Genomic DNA, 17045 nt, shown 5'->3' on the forward strand with positions numbered 1-17045 from the left:
TACCACGCCCCCTCTCGATCATGTCGAGGACGACGAGCGTGGGAGGTACGCCCGTGAGCAGCAACCTCTTCCGGACGAAGAAGGTCGAGCAGTCCATCCGGGACACGGAGGAACCGGAGCACGCGCTCAGGAAATCCCTGTCCGCCCTCGACCTGACGGTCTTCGGCGTCGGCGTCATCATCGGCACGGGCATCTTCGTGCTCACCGGCACGGTCGCCAAGAACAACGCGGGACCCGCGGTGTCCCTGTCGTTCGTGGTGGCCGGCGTCGTCTGCGGGCTGGCCGCGCTGTGCTACGCGGAGTTCGCCTCCACCGTGCCGGTGGCCGGATCCGCGTACACCTTCTCCTACGCCTCCCTCGGCGAACTGCCCGCCTGGACCATCGGCTGGGACCTGGTCCTGGAGTTCGCGCTCGGCACGGCGGTGGTGGCCGTCGGCTGGTCCGGCTACGTCCGCTCGCTGCTGGACAACGCCGGCTGGCACCTCCCCGAGTACCTCTCCGGCCGGGACGGCGCCCACGGCTTCGGCTTCGACATCCTCGCCGCCGCGCTCGTCCTGGTGCTCACGGCCATCCTGGTGCTCGGCATGAAGCTGTCCGCGCGGGTCACCACGGTCGTCGTCGCGATCAAGGTGACGGTCGTCCTCCTCGTCATCATCGCGGGCGCCTTCTTCATCGACAGCGGCAACTACGACCCGTTCATCCCGAAGGCGCAGCCGGGCGAGGCGGGCGGCAACCTCAAGGCGCCGCTGATCCAGCTGATGTTCGGCTGGACCCCCTCCAACTACGGCGTGATGGGCATTTTCACCGCCGCCTCCGTCGTCTTCTTCGCCTTCATCGGCTTCGACATCGTGGCCACGGCCGCCGAGGAGACCCGGCACCCGCAGCGCGACATGCCCCGCGGCATCCTCGGCTCGCTGTTCATCTGCACCGCCCTGTACGTCGCGGTGTCGATCGTCGTCACCGGCATGCAGAAGTACAGCAAGCTGTCCGTGGACGCCCCGCTCGCCGACGCCTTCAAGGCCATCGGGCACCCGTGGTACGCGGGCGTGATCAGCTTCGGCGCCGCGGTCGGCCTCACCACCGTCTGCATGATCCTGCTGCTCGGCCAGACCCGGGTGTTCTTCGCGATGAGCCGCGACGGACTGCTGCCGCGGTTCTTCTCCCACGTCCACCCGCGCTTCCGCACCCCGCACCGGCCGACCATCCTGCTCGGCGTCCTCATCGCGGTCGTCGCGGGCTTCACCAGCCTGAGTGAACTGGCCGAGCTGGTGAACATCGGCACGCTGTTCGCCTTCATCGTGGTCGCGGTCAGCGTCATCATCCTGCGCAGGACCCGGCCGGACCTGCACCGGTCCTTCCGCACCCCGTGGGTCCCGTTCCTGCCGATCCTGTCGGTGTGCGCCTCGCTGTGGCTGATGCTCAACCTGCCCGCCGAGACCTGGCTGCGGTTCGCGATCTGGATGGTGATCGGCTTCTTCGTGTACTTCCTCTACGGCCGCACCCACAGCCGCCTCGCCCGCCAACAGGCGGCGGAGGCCGACGGGCAGCTCTCCGGCAACGGGGGGTGAGCCACTCGTCGCCGGGCGCGACGCCAGTGCCTGCGGCGGCCTGTGGCGGTTCGGTGGGGGTGCGCGTAGCGCGTGCGGTGGGGGGTGGGTCGGGGCCGGGACGAGGGTGTCCGTCCTCGGAACGGCGCGGAATCGGGGGTTCGAGAGGTGCTGGGGTTGACGCGCCAACCGCTGCGGGCGGACACCCCCGCCCCGTCCCCTTCCCGCCGTGCGCGGCCGCGGGTCACGCCATCGCCCGACGCGCTTCACCGCCGTACGCGGCCGCGGGTCGCGCTTGGGCTGGTCAAACGGGTCATCCGGACCACTTCGGTGCCCTGCGGCATGTGCCGGTCCACGGGCAGGATCCAGTGCCGACGATCGCTCATCGTGGGCTCACTTGTCATCGCGGTCGGCCGACAGCGGTGCTGCGAGTAGACCGTCGGCGTGCGGCCAGATGTTCAAAGCCAGTGAGCCGAGGTAGGAACCACGTGCGCGGATCCGGTGCTCGTCCCAGGTGGCGGTCCAGTCGCTGATGTCAGCGTTCGGTGGTGCGCTGAGCAGGGTGCCGTGGGTGAGACGCAGCAGGCTGTGCTGGCTGAGCCATTGCCGCTTGTCCTCCCATGCCATGTTTCCCAAGGTGGGGTTCAGGCGAGCGGTGACCAGGGTCAGGTTGCCGAGAGTGTGGACCAGTTCGTCGCGGTCGGAGCCTTCGGACGGATCGTTCTCAAGGGGCGGCCAGTTGTCGCGCCAGCTCTGCGGCATGACGTGCTCGATGGTCAACTTCGAGCCCGCCTGGTCGCCGAGGGGGACGACGAGCTGTTCGGTGTGGTCGGTGCGCAGTTCGTCCTCCAGCGCTTCCAGGAGGATGCGTACGCCGCGGCGGTACAGGCGGGTGTAGATGGGGTCCTGTTCCAACGAGGCACGGAACTCATGGTCGCTCGGCCAGTGACGGTGGGCTCCCTGCATGGCCGAGAGGGCCTTGATGACGTCTTCGTCCGCGCGGTCGGGCTGCCGGACCGCGGCTGCGACCAGGTCACGGAAGACGTTGTTGTGGTCGCGGTTGCTGAGATTGAGCAGCGCCCGGCGAACGAGGTAGCTGTCGATGGCGCGGATCGCCCGTCGACGACGCTCCAGCGGCAGCACGGTCTCGTCCAGGCCGAAGAGGAGGAGAAGCAGCGGCATCGGGGTGGAGGTCTGAAGGACCTTCATCCGGTACAGGAAACGGCCCTCGACGCCGTGCTGCGGGTAATCGTCGATCAGGTCATAGATGTCGGCGTACCGTGCCAGTTCGGCGAAGACGTCCTCCGTGGGAACGGCGGCCGACAGCAACCAGCGCTCGAACTCCTTGAACAGGGTGGAGGAGGTGAACTCCCGCTGGGTTCGCATCGTGAGCCAGTACGTCAGGAAGACGTCGAGGCGGCTTCGCGTGATGCGGCCGGTCGTCTGTTCCGTGCGCCATTCGTCCTGGTCGAAGGGCGCCCAGTACGTCTTGTAGAGCCGGTCGATGTCCGCACCGGCACGTTCCGCGTCACGGAACAAGAGGTTCTTGATCAGATCCGCGTGCTCCAGCGGTGTGCCGCGGCTGTTCAGCGTCTCGAAGACGACCTGCGCGTCGTCGTGCTCTTCCAGGTCGATGATGACCAGACGTAACTGTTCCCGCAGGGCCTGCACCAGCGTCCCCAGCCGTTCCTCCGGCTCGGCGGCTTCCGCCAGCCAAGCGTCGATCTCTTGCTGGAAGTAGGTGACGGCTCCGGCGAGTCGTCCTGCCCCGCCCTGGCCGAGCATGACGGAGCGGAACTCGTCACGATCCGCGTTGGTCGGCCACACCTTGTACAGGTGATCGGGATGCTGGGTACGGTCGAACAGGTCCTCGTCGTTCTCCAGGAACTTGCTCAGCAGCCGCACGGACCGCTCGTGGCTGAGAGCCGCCGCCGACAGGCGGGCCGCGAACAGGAACAACTGCAGAGTCGTCAGACGCTGCTGGCCGTCGATGACCTGTCGCGTCTCCAGACTTGACGAAGGGTACGGGGTCTCGTCGAAGACGACCGCGCCGAGAAAGTGCGGAGCCACCGTCTCGCCGGTCAGGGCCGCCTGCTCGGCCCGTTCGACGGTGCGGCGGATGTCCTCCCACAGAGCCGACCAGTTGTCGTCCCGGTTCCACACGTACGGCCTCTGGAACAGCGGCACCGTGTAACGGATGTCCCTGCCGAAGATCCGACGCAGGTCGACTGTGTCTGCTCTCATGGATGGAGGTCCCCTCTTCGCTCTGCGGTTATCACCGTAGCGATCACCACCACGGTCGGCCGGCCTGATCCAGGAAATTCGGCGGCAGGACAGGGCAGCAAGGGCTCAAGCGGACGACGGGGTGCTGTCGAGCCTCCCGCGGATGTCTTGGTGACGTAAGCGGTTCAGGGCGGACCCCGGCCTTGCATACACTGATCCCGGTCCGGCTCGGCTCTCGTCCGCGGCGGCGCGTACAGGCCACCAGGGGGAGGCACAGCACTGTGGAGCCACTGAGGGACGAGGACCCGAAGGAGATCGGGGGCTTCGCCCTCGTCTGCCGGATCGGGGTCGGCGGCATGGGACAGGTGTTCCTCGGCGAGTCCGCGGCCGGTCACCAGGCCGCCGTGAAGGTCATCAAGCCCTCCGTCCTCGACGAGGACACCCGCGCGCGTTTCATGTCCGAAGTGGAGAGTCTGCGCACGGTGTACGGGCCGTTCGTCGCGGCCTTCGTCGGAGCCGACGCGGACGCCGATCGGCCCTGGCTCGCCGTGGAGTACGTCCCCGGACCGGATCTGCGCACCTTCGTCACCGAGCACGGCCCGCTCCCTCTCGCCGAGACCGCCAGCCTCGGGGCGCTGCTGGCGGAGGGCCTCGGCACCGTGCACGACGCGGGGCTGCTCCACCGTGACCTCAAGCCGCAGAACATCCTGTTGTCCCGGTACGGCCCCAAGGTGATCGACTTCGGTCTCGCCGTGCTCGCCGAGCGGCGCACCACCCTGACGGCGACCGGCTTCGTCGTCGGCAGCGTGCTGTGCATGCCGCCGGAGCAGGCCCGCGGCGAGCACCGGCTGGAGCGGTCGGCGGACGTCTACGGGCTGGGCGCGGTGCTGCTGTTCGCCGCGACCGGACACTACCCGTACGAGGGGCCCTCCTGGCAGGCCGTCGCCCTGAAGATCGAGGACCCGGCGACCCCTCCCGACCTGACCGGCCTCCCTCCTGAGCTCGGGCCCCTGATCACCGACATGCTCGCGCCGGATCCCGGAGCCCGGCCGGCTCTGCCCGAGGTCATCGAGCGGCTCGTACGGGTCATCCACGGCCGGGGCCTGACCGCCCTCCAGGCCAAACGCCGCCTCACCGACCTGACGCCCGAGATGGCCGTGCCCCAGCTCCCCGCGCCGGCCCTGGAGCCCGCGCCCGACGCCCCCGCCTACACGCCCTCCGCCGTCGACCCGGCGGCGGTGGAGGACGACGAGCGGACGGACGCGGCGGTACCGGCCGGGGCGGGGCGGCACGCTGCCGAAGACGAACCGGGCGGGGAAGCCGGGAGCGCCGGCCCCTCCGCTCCGCGGGAGACCGCCCTCGGGCAGGACGGGAACTCGCCCCGAAACGGCAAGGCCACGACCACCGGTGTCCGCCCCACGGCGCCCCTGCGGATCGCCGAGCGGATCCGCGCCGCGTACGCCCGCGAGGCACGCTTCTGAGCTGCCCGGCTTCGCTCGCCGAAGCCCGCACGGCCCCCTCCACAGCCATGACAGACTTGCGGTCGCAGGACCGCACGACGAACGGGAAGACCGAAGGGGCCGCAGGTGACCGACCAGGGGGCGACTGAGGACGGGACCCGGTTCCCGCCGGGGGCGCAGATCCTCGTCCGGGACGAGGAGTGGCTGGTCCGCAACACCACCACGACCGACCACGACGGGGAGCGGATCGAAGCCGTCGGCGTCTCGGAGTTCGTCCGGGACGAGGAAGCCGTCTTCTTCTCCGGGATCGACAAGGTGGAGCTGCTCGACCCGGAGAAGACCCGCCTGGTCCCCGACACCTCCTCGTACTTCCGGCGCAGCCGCCTGTTCCTGGAAGCCGTCCTGCGCAAGACGCCGCTGCCCCAGTCGGAGCGGGGTCTCGCCCTCGCCGACCGCTTCCTGCTGGACCCGCTCGTCTACCAGCAGCGCCCCGCCGAGCTGGCCCTGTCCATGCGCAACCTGCGCCCGCGGGTGCTGATCGCAGACGTCGTCGGTCTCGGCAAGACCCTGGAGATCGGCCTGACCCTCGCCGAGCTCATCCGCCGCGGCCGGGGCGAGCGCATCCTGGTCGTGACCCCCCAGAGCATCCTGGAGCAGTTCCAGCACGAGCTGTGGACCCGCTTCTCGATCCCCCTGGTGCGGCTCGACTCCCTCGGCATCCAGCGCATCCAGCGGGAGATCCCGGCGGGCCGGAACCCGTTCACGCACTACAAGCGCGTGATCATCTCCGTGGATACGCTCAAGAACATCGGCCAGTACCGGCACCACCTGGAGCGCATCCGCTGGGACGCCGTCGTCATCGACGAGTCGCACAACCTGATCAACCCCGGCAGCCAGCGCCGCGCCCTCGCCGAGATCCTCGCCCCGCGCACCGACGCCCTGCTGCTCGCCAGCGCCACCCCGCACAACGGCGACAAGAGGTCCTTCGCCGACCTGATCTCGCTGCTCGACCCGGCCGCCATCGCCGACCGCGATCACTACGACCCGGCCGAGGACCTCGGCCACCTCTACATCCGCCGGACCAAGATCAGCCCCGAGGTGCGCGAGGAGATGGGCACCGAGTGGCCCGATCGCGGCCCCACCGTCTCCCTGCACTGCGCCGCCACCGAGGCGGAGGAACGGATCTTCGCCGAGCTGGCCGAGCACTGGCTCCCCGCCCCGCCGACGAGCACGGAGTTCGGCACGGCCGGCCACGACCGTACGTCGGTCGCCACCGAGCAGCTCTTCGCCTACCAACTGCTCAAGACGTTCCTCTCCTCCCACGTCGCCCTCGGCGAGACGGTCGGCAAGCGCCTCGTCACCCTCGACGAGCGGGTCCGCAAGGCCGAGGAGAAGGGACTGCGGCCCGACCCGGCCATCGCCACCGAGCAGGCCGCCCTCGCCCGGCTGCGGGACATCGTCGCCGGCATGGGCGACGGCACCGCTCCCGGTGACTCGGCCAAACTCGACGCGCTCGTCGAGCAGTTGCAGGAGATCGGCGTCCGCCCCGGGTCCACCACCCGGGCCGTGGTCTTCTCCGAACGCGTCCGTACGCTCACCTGGCTGGCCGCGACCGTCCCGGCCCGGCTGGGCTTCCCGGTCGCGGCCGACGGCACGGCGAAGGCCGTCACCGTCATGCACGGCGGCCTCAGCGACGACGAACAGGCCAAGGTCCTGGAGGCGTTCGGCCTGGCCGACAACCCGGTCCGGCTGCTGTTCACCGGCGACGTCGCCTCCGAGGGCGTCAACCTGCACCGCCAGTGCCACCACCTGATCCACTACGACATCCCGTGGTCGCTGATCCGCATCGAGCAGCGCAACGGCCGTATCGACCGGTACGGGCAGAAGTACGAGCCCCAGTTCCGGGCGCTGATCCTGACCTCGGCCGTCCCCGGCGCCAAGGACGACCGCGCGGTCGCGGAGAAGCTGCTGCGCCGCGAGGAGGAGGCGCACAAGCTGGACGGCACGGCCGAGGCCGTGTCCGGCTTCTACCGGGCCGAGGAGGAGGAGCGCCGGCTCATCAAGGAACTGGTCCAGGGCGGCACGGTCGAGGACTTCCTCCAGTCCGACCCGGCCGACGACACCGCCCTCGCCGACCTGTTCGGCCAGGTGGACGCGATCACCGAACAGGAGCTGCCCGCCCGCGCGGAGCTGATCTCCCTCTTCGAGGGCGACACGGCCGCCTTCGTCTCCACCGCCCTCGACGAGGTCTACGAGGAGCGCGCCGCCGACCTGATCGGCCTGTCGTCCGGCACCGACGCCAAGGGCGGCGCCTGGTTCTCGCTCTCCCCGGCCAAGGCCCCCGACCTGCTCCACCGCCTCAAGGCCCTGCCGCCGTCCTACCTGAAGGAACAGCGCGTCGCCGAGCGTATGCTGGTCACCTTCGACCGCACCCTCGCGCAGCGCAAGCTCACCGAGGCCAGGGACAGCAGCACCACCATGTGGCCGGAGGTCTCCTTCCTGACCGACATCCACCCGGTGGTGGAGTGGCTGACGGACAAGGTCCTCGTCGAGTTCGGCCGGCAGGAGGCCCCGGTCATCACCACCCCCCACGTCGACGGGCCGGTGTTCCTCGTCCAGGGCATCCACTCCAACGCCCTCGGCCGCCCCACCGTGGTGCGCTGGATGGCGGTGACCGGGCTCGGCGCCGACGGCTCCGGGACGCCCGAGGTCCGCCCCATGGCGGACGCGCTGCGCGACGCGAAGGTCGGTCCGAGGCTGGCCCGCACCGGCGGGCCGGGCGACCTGGACCGGCTCCAGGCCCTCGTACCGGCCGCCGTCGCCGCCGCCCGCGCCCACCTGGACGCGGGCAGGGCCGCCTGGGAGGAGCAGATCAGCGAGCCCCTGGCCACCTACCGCGAGCACGTGGCCCGGTGGCGTACCGACTCCCTGCTGCCCGGCATCTCCGGCCGCCGTGAACGCCTGGTCGAGGAGACCGCCGACGAACTGGCCCGGCTGCTGGACCAGTTGCACACCACCGGCCGTCCGCTACTGCGGGTCCTGGCCGTCCTCGACCGCCCCGGCGACCCGGACACGCCCGGCGCGGAGGACGACGACGACTCATCGGGCGGGACCTTCGCATCCGACGCCCACCCGTCCGACGCCCAGGCGGAGAACTGACGTGACGTACGACTCGCTGGTCAACCACGGCGACTACCTCTCGGCCCACTACCTCGCCGAAATCCTCCCCAAGGACCTCAAGGCCAAGGACGGCCTCCTCGCCCGCTGGGCCGCCTTCGAGGAGCAGGAGCGCCGCCGCCACGCCGACGCCGTCGCCGAGGCCAGGCGCCAGGGCCTCGGCCCCGACTCCGTCCCTCCGCGCGCCCGCACCCCCCGCGAGGGACTGCGCGCCCTGCACGGCCCCTGGTTCGCGGGCCGCGCCGCCCTCGCGGCGGACGCGGAAGCGCTCGCCGAACCCAGCGCGCCCGAACCCGAGGGCTGGCGCAAGCGGGTCACCGAGAGCCACCTGGACACCCTGCACGCCCTCGGCTACACCGCCGCCCACGAGCAGGCCGTCACCGTCCACCGCGCCGACCACGCCCACACCCTCCAGGTCCTCCACGCCGAACCCGGCCTGTACGCCGTCTCCTGCGGCTGGACCACCGAGCCGGACGCCGCACTCGACCCGGACGGCGCCGGCCGCCTGCTCCACCCCGTGGACCTGGAGGCGTCGGCGACCCTGGAGGACGCCAAGGCCCTCACCGACTTCCTCTTCGCCTGCGACGCACCCCCGCGCTACGTCCTGCTGCTCGTCGGCGGGGTGATCGTCCTCGCCGACCGCCTGGCCTGGCCCGAGGGCCGCTACCTGGCCGCCGACCTGGACGCGGCCCTCAACCGGCGCGACGACCGCCACGGCGGCGAACTCGACACGCTGGCCGCCCTGTTCGGCGCCGACTCGCTCCGCGTCCCCGCCGAGGGCGGCACCGCGCCGCTCGCCGGCTTCCTCGACAGGTCCGGCAAGCACGCCGTCGGCGTCTCCACCGAGCTCCGCGAGGGCCTGCGCCTGAGCGTCGAGTGGATCGCCAACGCGGTCCTGAAGCGCCTGCGCGACCCGGAGAACGGCGTCACCCCGGCCGACCTCGACGACCCGGCCCGCCTGGCCAAGGAGCTCAGCCGCGAGGCGCTGCGCTACCTGTACCGGATCCTGTTCCTCCTCTACGCCGAGGCCAGCCCCGCCCTCGGTATCCTGCCCTCCGACTACCCCGAGTACGAGCAGGGCTACGGCCTTCAGCGCCTCGGCGACCTCGTCCTGCGCGACCTCGTCGGCGAGCGTTCCCGGAGCGGCTTCCATCTGTACGAGTCGCTGGAGCTGCTCTTCGACAAGGTCGAGCACGGCCACCGCCGCTACGGCACCGAGCCCGAGGACCTGGCCGCCGAGGCCGCGGCCCGCGAGGCCGCCGAGGCCGAGCGGGAGGCCGACGAACTGCTCGCCGCTGGCGCGATCACCCGCGCCGAACACACCGAGCGCGTCCGTGAGGCCGACCGCGCCCGCCGCGCCGCCGCCCGCAGCACCAGCGCGGGCCTGCGCTTCGAGGCCCTGCGCTCGGAGCTGTTCACCAAGGAGGCGGTCCGCCTCATCTCCGACGACCAGATCGAGAACCCGGCCTACCGGGGCGGCGAGGGCGAGAAGCGCCGCCCGTTCCTGGACACCCGGCTGCGCAACGAGACCCTGCACAAGGTGCTGCGCCGCCTGATGCTCACCCAGGGCCGGGGCCGGGAGCGCGGCGGGTTCATCTCCTACGCCCAGCTCGGCATCAACCAGCTCGGCGCGGTGTACGAGGGCCTGATGTCCTACACCGGCTCCATCGCCCAGGAGGACCTGTACGAGGTCGCCAAGGGCGGCGACCCCTCGGGCGGAAGCTGGACGATCCCCGCCTCACGTGTCCAGGACTACGAGGACGGCGTCTTCGTCACCCGGACCGACGAGGAGACCGGCCGCCGGGAGCGGGTGGTCCACCCCAAGGGCACGTTCGTCTACCGCCTGGCCGGCCGCGACCGCCAGACCTCCGCCTCCTACTACACCCCGAAGTCACTCACCGAGGTCACCGTCGAACTGGCCCTCAAGCACCGGCTGGACCAGGACGGCACCACCACTCCGGCCAGGGAACTCCTGGAGTGGAAGATCTGCGAACCGGCCCTCGGCTCGGGCGCGTTCCTCAACGAGGCCATCGACCAGGTCGCCGCCGAATACCTGCGGCGGCGTGAACGCGAGCTGGGCCGCCGGGTGGACCCCGAGCTGCGCCAGATCGAGCTCCAGAAGACCAAGGCCTACATCGCCCTGCACAACGCCTATGGCGTCGACCTCAACGCCACGGCGGTGGAGCTGGCCGAGGTCTCCCTCTGGCTCAACTCCATGCACCCGGGCATGCGGGCCCCCTGGTTCGGCCTGCACCTGCGGCGCGGCAACTCCCTCATCGGCGCGGGCCGCAAGGTCTACAAGGCCGACGTCCTGACGGACGGTGGATGGCTGGCCAAGAAGAACACCCTCCCGCCGACCGACCTGCCCTTCCGCGACGGCCCGCTGCCCGAGGGCGCGGTGCACCAGTTCCTGCTGCCCGCAATCGGCTGGGGGGCGGTCGCGGGGGAGCCAGAGGCGAAGAAACTCGCGGAGGACGAGGCGAAGGCGCTGGGGAAGTGGCGCAAGGGCGTGCAGAGGACGCCGAAGGGGCCGAAGCCGTTCCAGGAGCGCGGCGAGGAAACCGCCGAGGCCCGGCAGAGGCGCTACGACCGCTGGCTCAGGGCGGCGGAGAAGACCGAGCTGGGCCGGCTCCAGGGCGTCGCCCGCCGCGCCGAGTTCCTGTGGTCGCTGGTAGCCACCCGCCTCGAACTCTCCGAGCGGGCGGTGTCGCGCCGCGTCGACGTGTGGGGCGCTGACTGGCTGGAGCAGTCCTCCGAGGCGGAGGACAAGCAGAAGGTCCTCGACGACCTGACCCGCCAGGGCACGCCGTACTGGCGGCTGAAGACCGTGATGGACGCGTGGTGTGCGCTGTGGTTCTGGCCGCTGGACAAGGTCGGCGAACTCGACGGCACGGACCCGGTGTACGGGACAGGGGGCGCGCTCGTCGACGAGTCGTCGGTGGCGGGGCTGCTGGGCGGGGTGCGTGCGGTGGCCACGGACCCGCTGTCTGCGGTGGAGCCTGTCGGTCCCGCTCCAGGCGACCAGATGTGGAGCGCGGCCGGACTGTTCGACGACCCGGACGGCGAGCAGGAGGAGCTGGGCGCGGGTGCCGAGTCCGGGGCCAGGCCCCGCCCCGCGCGGAGCCCTTCGCGCCGCACGGCCGGTGGCGGGCAGCCAGAGCGGAAGACGATCCCGCTCCAGAGCCTCGGCGACTGGCTGGACTTCCTGGAGAGCGTCCTCGGCAAGGTCGACATGCCCGAGAACTCGCTGCTCTCCGGCATCGAGAACCTCAGCCCAGACGAGGCGCTGGAGCTGCTGACCGACGTCGAGGACCGCCTGGAGGGCTTCCTCGGCATGCAACCGGCCCGCCTGCTGCCGTTCCGCTACCCGTGGCTGAACACGGTCGAGGACATCGCGGGCACGACGGAGAAGGACATAAAGGCGGAGGACGGCCACGGCTTCTTCCACTGGGAACTGCACTTCGCGCATGTGTTCCGGAGTGCGGTGGGTGGGTTCGATCTTCAGGTGGGTAATCCGCCTTGGGCGCGGCCAGATTGGGACGAAGGCAGGGTTTTGGCCGAGTTCGATCCTTGGTTCAAGCTGAGTGAGAAGCCGTCGGCTGACCGTTGGCGCGAACACAAAAATGCTGTGCTGGTGAATTCCGAACACTACAGGTCCTATTTCGGTGAACTCGCCGCGACTGTAGGTATGGCCGAGTTCCTCAGTAACCCGACCACATTCACTCTGATTTCAGGTACAAGGCCAGACCTCTATCGGGCCTTTATGTGTCAAGTGTGGCGCCACTTTGGCGTTGGCGGGACGGCCGGGCTGGTCCACCCGGATACGCACTTCGGTGGCGTTAAAGAAGGGCGACTGCGTGAAGCGGCCTATCGTCACCTCCGGGTACACGGGCACTTCTCGAATCGGCGAGGCGTATTTTCGGAGATTCATGCGAACACGGAGTTTGGTGTCCATATCTACGGCGAGTCCGGGCCGGTCAACTTCATGCATCTTAGCTGGCTTTTCGATGCGTCAACTTTGCGAGACTCATTTGTGCACGATGGCCGCGGGGAGTTGCCGGGCATTAAGTCAGCCGGTCAATGGGAGCTACGCCCGCACCGGGCGCGTCTGATTGAGGTCAACGCAGGCTTGCTCGCGCAGTGGCACCGACTCTCAGGTGATGCAACGATCCCAGCTAGCCAGGCAGCGCTGCTCTATCCGGTAACGACGGATGAGCAGGGGGCTATCACGGCGCTAGCTGATGTTGAAGATCGCTTGGGTGCGCACGAGCCCAGGATTACCATCGGCATGTTCGAGAACTTGGCCACTAAGAAACTTGGTCTTTACAGATGGGATACTACGACACCGGAGTCGCTTGACGAGGTAATCTTGCAAGGGCCGCATCTTGGTGTGGCTACGGCAATCTTTAATAAACAGCCGAACAGAATCTGCAAGACGAATCGCGATTGGTCTAGCTGGAATCTGTCGACGCTGCCTGAAAACATAATTCCGCGCACCAATTACGTGCGGAATTGTGGACGTCAAGAGTTCAGGGGCGTTCAAGATCGATGGTTGGATCATGAGCGCCTAAGGGTGCATTGGAGTCCTTCTAGCGAAGACTGGGATACTCGCTCTAGTGTTCTAGGTGAAGCTGAGTTGGGGCTTCCGGAAGTCGAGCAGAAGGAGCTGTTGCGGCGCCGACTTTGGCTATTCCGCCCATACACGGAGTTCTATCGGCTGGCGTGGCGAGTCATGATTCCATTTGATACTGAGAGGAGTCTGTTCGCGGCACTGATCCCGCCCGGCCCTGCACACGTTCACACGGTTGAGTCGATGGCGTTGTCTGATAACCGAGCCACGGTGCTCAACTCCGGGATTTGGGCATCGCTGCCGCTCGACTATCTACTCCGCATCACGGGGCGCTCACACTTGCAAGTATCCGAGGCACGTAAAATGCCTTATGCTGATGCCGATCACCCGCTTGCCGGGCAGATGTTGCTTCGCACCCTCCGACTGAATTGCCTCACGCAGGCATATTCTCCGCTTTGGCGTGAGCTATTTGATCCGTCATGGCCCAGCACTCTGGAGTGGGCCCTGCCCTGGCCGGGGATGCATTCACTTGCGGGGCACCTTAAACCGGCATGGAAGTACACTTCCCCGCTCCGGAGTGAGTATGAGCGTCGAGCGGCGCTCGTCGAGTTGGATGCACTTGCGGCTGTCTGGCTTGGACTGACAGCTGATCAATTGATCGCGCTTTATAGAGCGCGGTACCCAATCCTTGCGGACTATGAGACTGATACGTGGTTTGACGCCTCTGGTCGTAAGATCGCAAAAAATCACAACGCATACGGCCACGGTCAGAGTAAAGAGCATTACAATGACTTTATCGCCTACCTAAACGAGGAGAGAGCCGCTCCTCCTGATGGTTACGAGGCGCCTTTCTATAAGGCCGACCGAGAGAGAGAAATGCGCACGGCTCACGACTATTTCGTGCGTCAACTCTACGGGGGATGAAGTGCGCCCAGTGGGGGCAACGCATGAAAGCTGCTGCCCCGCACCGTTTTGTAGATGCGGGGTAACTGGCTTACCTTTTCACTTTTTCATGCTCGAAACGTTGAGATGGCGAAGATGAGCGCTCCTATGGCGGCGGCTACCATGAGGGGTTGAATTAACCACTCTTTGGTGTGGGCAATGTAGCCGGCGGTTCCAGCACCTATTAATATCAATGCGACTGTCTGGCTGTTCAAAATTAGACCTCCAGAAGGAGAGGGCGTCTCGCAGCTCGGGTGCAACGTTTCTTTAGGGGTTTCGCAGAGCTTGTAGCGGTGTGCCGTCTTCGGTGCGCCAGGCGGACCAGCCGTTGATGGCGATTCCGGAGATCGCTCCGCAGGCTCCTGAAGGGCTCTTGTGCGTGGTTCCGTCCTCCAGACGCAGGCGGCCGTCTGCAGTTACAACGGCAAGATGAGTCTTGTTGTAGTTGCGGCGGTGCCATACCAATCGTTGACCCACTGACAGTCGACCGGAAGTGACCAAAGTGGCGAGAGGTGAGTGCTGGTTAGGCTTTGTCGTTGCGGTGTCGCGATCAAGCCCGAGTAGGCGGCGCAGGACAGAGTTTGGGGTGTCGACCAGGGGGGTTGCCGCCTGCTCCAAGTGTGCGTACACCTCGTCGTCAACATCAATCTTGCGCAACGTCATTGGACCTCCCGGTGGTTGGGATCTGTCACCAGCGTAGCGAACTTCGAGGTTCGAGGCTAGCTCGAGGCTAGTCGGGAGTCGAGCGCAGAGAGGTTGCCTTCGGGAATGTAGAACGACGACGCCCCACGTCGGGGACGGAGTCCGACGTGGGGCGCTGGCCTTGCAGGTGGAGATCAGCCCTGCGCGGCGTAGGTAACGAAGTCGCTCCATGCGGTGGGGGAGAGGGCGAGTTCGGGGCTCTGCTGGTCCTTGGAGTCCCGGACGTGCACCGCCTGCGTGCCCTTCGCCACCTCGACGCAGTCGTCGCCTTGCGAGCCGCTGTAGCTGCTCTTGAACCAGGCCAGTTCGGACGTGCTCATAGCGCTCCTCGCAATCGCTTCAGCAGGCCGAGGGAGTCCTCGGGGGTCATGGCCTGCGAGCGCAGTTTCGCATACCGCTGCTGAAGCAGGCTGATCTCTTTCGGATCGGAGATCAACCGTCCGTTCTGCTGCCCCTCGGAGTAGGCGAACCACTGGTTGTCCGGTGTCTCGGCAAGTCGCACCGGACCATCCAATCCCGCATGTGACGGCCTCCGCAGCGGCATCACCTGAAACTCCACGTTCCAGTTCCGCTCGATCAACTCCAGCAAGTGGTCGAAGAGTTCCCGGGTCACCTCCTCCCCGCCCGTCCACCGCTCCAGCACCGCCTGCTCCGCGATGAAGCTGAACGCCGTCGGCGGTTTCCGCGTCACCGCCAGCAGTTCCTGTCGAGCCAGCCGCGCCGCGATCCGCTGCTCCAGCTCCTCAGGGTCTGGCAGCGGCGGCACGTCCAGAGACACCGCCCGCGCGTACGCCTCGGTCTGCAACAGGCCCGGCACGACCCGGCATTCGTACGTGTACAGGCTGATCGCCGTGGCCTCCAACCGCGCCCACTGCCGAAACCAGCTCGCCAGCCCCGCCTGCCGGGTCAGCGTCGGCGCGGCCCTCCGCAGTGCTCCCGTGTTGCCGAGCGCCGCCTCCGCGCGCTCCACGAAGTCCCGGTCCGGCATTCTGCGGCCCTGTTCCACGGAGGCGACCGTGTGCTTCGAGAAGCGGACCAAGGCGGCGAACTCCTCTCGGCTCAGGCCCGCGTGTTCCCGCAGGGCCTGGAGGACCGCGCCGAAAGTGCGTAGACTGTCCGACACCCCCGGTTCCGCGCTCCCCGCTCCCGTGCCGCTGTCCGTGCTCCCGTCGGCCACCTCCCGTGCCACCCACCGCCGTACCGCTTCCGGCTACGGCCATCGTCACGCACGGTGAGGCGTACCGTCCACCGAATGTGTGCGTACGCTGACTCAGCGTACGCAATGCGGCGCTGGCGAACCGGCCTGTTTCGGCATCACAGTGGGCATATGACACCACCGTCCACGCCGGCGACCCGTCAAGACCTCGTCACCGTACGTGTGTTCACTCAGCGGTTCAGCTCCACCCCGCGCGGCGCCCGCCTCGCCCGCCGGCTCGCGCTGCACCAACTCGACACCTGGGGGGTGCCGCACGGCGGCGAGGCGTCCGACACCGCCGCCCTGCTCGTCGCCGAGCTGGCGGCCAACGCCGTCACGCACGGCCGCGTCCCCGGCCGGGACTTCGAGGTCACCGTCAGGCTCCTCGGCCGGACCCTGCGCATCGAAGTCTCCGATACCCGGGGCGAGCTGCGGCCCCCGGCCCCCGGCGCGCCCCGACCCGCGCCCGGGCCGCCCGCGGAGACCGGCCGGGGCCTGCTCCTGGTGGAAGCGCTCGCCGACCGGTGGGAGGTACTCGACCGCGTCCCCGTCGGCAAGACGGTCGTCGCCGAGCTGGACCTGCCCGGCTGACGGCCCGGACGCCGGGCCGACAACCCACGGCGCCGGGGTGAGGTGTCGGGCGACTGGTCAGCGGTTCGGGCTGTCGCGCGCGATCGCTCCGGCCGACCGAGAGCACCTCGACGGTCACGGTTTTGTCCTGGACCCCGTACAGAACGCGGTCGTGACCGAGCAGGAGTCTGTGCATGTCACTGCCGCCGAGGCGTGAGGCGTGAGGCGTGAGCGTGAGGCGTTGGCCGGGCGTTGATTGTCCGCCAGGTCGTGAACGCCCGCCGTGATGAGCATGGCCGCGTCCGGGTGCCGTTCGGTCGGGGCGGCGAGCTGGTCGATCGCGGCATCGGACCAGACGATCTCGTATGTTCCCTCTGGGCGGTCCCGTCGGGATTCAGGCCGAAGCGGGCCGCCACCTCGGCGTGGGACACCCGGCGCGTGGTTCGAGCCTTGCTCTCCTCGGCGGCGGCGAGGTCGCGGGTGTCCTCCGAGGGACTGGAAGCAGTCCAGCAGCTCAATGGGGATCACGGCGGCGACGGGCGTGCCGTGATCGGTGATGACACCGGTTCTCCCGCCGTGGCGCACCTCGTTCACGACCTTGCCGGAATTGTTGCGAGCGTCCGTGAGGGTGTAAGTGGCGTCCATGCGGCAAATCCTGG

10 protein-coding genes are annotated in these 17045 nt (G+C 68.5%); 5 read left to right on the forward strand and 5 right to left on the reverse strand.

All coding sequences use genetic code 11. The features are described from left to right. The first annotated feature begins 53 nt into the window (after positions 1 to 53). Entirely contained in the window at positions 54 to 1568 is a 1515-nt protein-coding gene (locus VKA29_RS17125; RefSeq protein WP_324786621.1) for an amino acid permease, read from the forward strand. Positions 1569 to 1940: 372 nt separating this feature from the next. Here VKA29_RS17125 and VKA29_RS17130 read toward each other — a convergent pair whose 3' ends face one another. Next, complete coding sequence (locus VKA29_RS17130) at positions 1941 to 3791, reverse strand: DUF262 domain-containing protein (protein WP_324786623.1); 1851 nt, start codon at positions 3789 to 3791, stop codon at positions 1941 to 1943. A gap of 260 nt (positions 3792 to 4051) precedes the next feature. Between VKA29_RS17130 and VKA29_RS17135 the strand changes: the two genes are divergently transcribed. The 3 genes from VKA29_RS17135 to VKA29_RS17145 all read left to right on the forward strand — a co-directional run bounded on the left by VKA29_RS17135 (position 4052) and on the right by VKA29_RS17145 (position 13901). Further along, entirely contained in the window at positions 4052 to 5251 is a 1200-nt protein-coding gene (locus VKA29_RS17135) for a protein kinase domain-containing protein (protein ID WP_324786625.1), read from the forward strand. A gap of 105 nt (positions 5252 to 5356) precedes the next feature. Further along, positions 5357 to 8389: an SNF2-related protein gene (locus VKA29_RS17140; RefSeq protein WP_324786627.1), complete on the forward strand. Its 3033-nt coding sequence runs from the start codon at positions 5357 to 5359 to the stop codon at positions 8387 to 8389. A gap of 1 nt (position 8390) precedes the next feature. Continuing rightward, entirely contained in the window at positions 8391 to 13901 is a 5511-nt protein-coding gene (locus VKA29_RS17145; RefSeq protein WP_324786629.1) for a class I SAM-dependent DNA methyltransferase, read from the forward strand. A 285-nt stretch (positions 13902 to 14186) separates the two neighbouring features. Here the strand turns inward: VKA29_RS17145 and VKA29_RS17150 are convergent, their stop codons facing one another. The 3 genes from VKA29_RS17150 to VKA29_RS17160 form a co-directional block, all read right to left on the reverse strand. After that, entirely contained in the window at positions 14187 to 14582 is a 396-nt protein-coding gene (locus tag VKA29_RS17150) for a DUF4357 domain-containing protein (RefSeq protein ID WP_324786630.1), read from the reverse strand. Positions 14583 to 14755: 173 nt separating this feature from the next. After that, positions 14756 to 14941 carry a DUF397 domain-containing protein gene (locus VKA29_RS17155; RefSeq protein WP_324786631.1) on the reverse strand — a complete coding sequence of 62 codons (186 nt, stop codon included), beginning with the start codon at positions 14939 to 14941 and terminating at the stop codon, positions 14756 to 14758. Next, the gene (locus tag VKA29_RS17160; protein ID WP_324786981.1) at positions 14938 to 15798 is read right to left on the reverse strand and encodes a helix-turn-helix transcriptional regulator; all 861 of its coding nucleotides are present in this window, start codon (positions 15796 to 15798) and stop codon (positions 14938 to 14940) included. The genes VKA29_RS17155 and VKA29_RS17160 overlap by 4 nt, the downstream gene beginning before the upstream one ends. Before the next feature lie 150 nt (positions 15799 to 15948). On the opposite strand from VKA29_RS17160, the gene VKA29_RS17165 reads away from it, so the two are divergent. Further along, positions 15949 to 16407: an ATP-binding protein gene (locus tag VKA29_RS17165; protein WP_324786633.1), complete on the forward strand. Its 459-nt coding sequence runs from the start codon at positions 15949 to 15951 to the stop codon at positions 16405 to 16407. 114 nt (positions 16408 to 16521) lie between these two features. On the opposite strand, the gene VKA29_RS17170 is transcribed toward VKA29_RS17165, so the two are convergent. After that, on the reverse strand, positions 16522 to 17031 hold the full coding sequence (locus VKA29_RS17170; protein ID WP_324786635.1) for a type II toxin-antitoxin system prevent-host-death family antitoxin: 510 nt from the start codon (positions 17029 to 17031) through the stop codon (positions 16522 to 16524). Positions 17032 to 17045: the final 14 nt, after the last annotated feature.

The sequence above is a fragment of the Streptomyces sp. H51 genome (genome assembly GCF_035656535.1).
Lineage (GTDB): Bacteria > Actinomycetota > Actinomycetes > Streptomycetales > Streptomycetaceae > Streptomyces.

What these genes read in the sequence shown, in the direction of transcription:
- VKA29_RS17155 (WP_324786631.1), bottom strand. Translation starts at nt 14,941, where the DNA reads ATGAGCACGTCCGAACTGGCCTGGTTCAAGAGCAGCTACAGCGGCTCG.
- VKA29_RS17165 (WP_324786633.1), top strand. Translation starts at nt 15,949, where the DNA reads ATGACACCACCGTCCACGCCGGCGACCCGTCAAGACCTCGTCACCGTA.
- VKA29_RS17130 (WP_324786623.1), bottom strand. Translation starts at nt 3,791, where the DNA reads ATGAGAGCAGACACAGTCGACCTGCGTCGGATCTTCGGCAGGGACATC.
- VKA29_RS17170 (WP_324786635.1), bottom strand. Translation starts at nt 17,031, where the DNA reads ATGGACGCCACTTACACCCTCACGGACGCTCGCAACAATTCCGGCAAG.
- VKA29_RS17150 (WP_324786630.1), bottom strand. Translation starts at nt 14,582, where the DNA reads ATGACGTTGCGCAAGATTGATGTTGACGACGAGGTGTACGCACACTTG.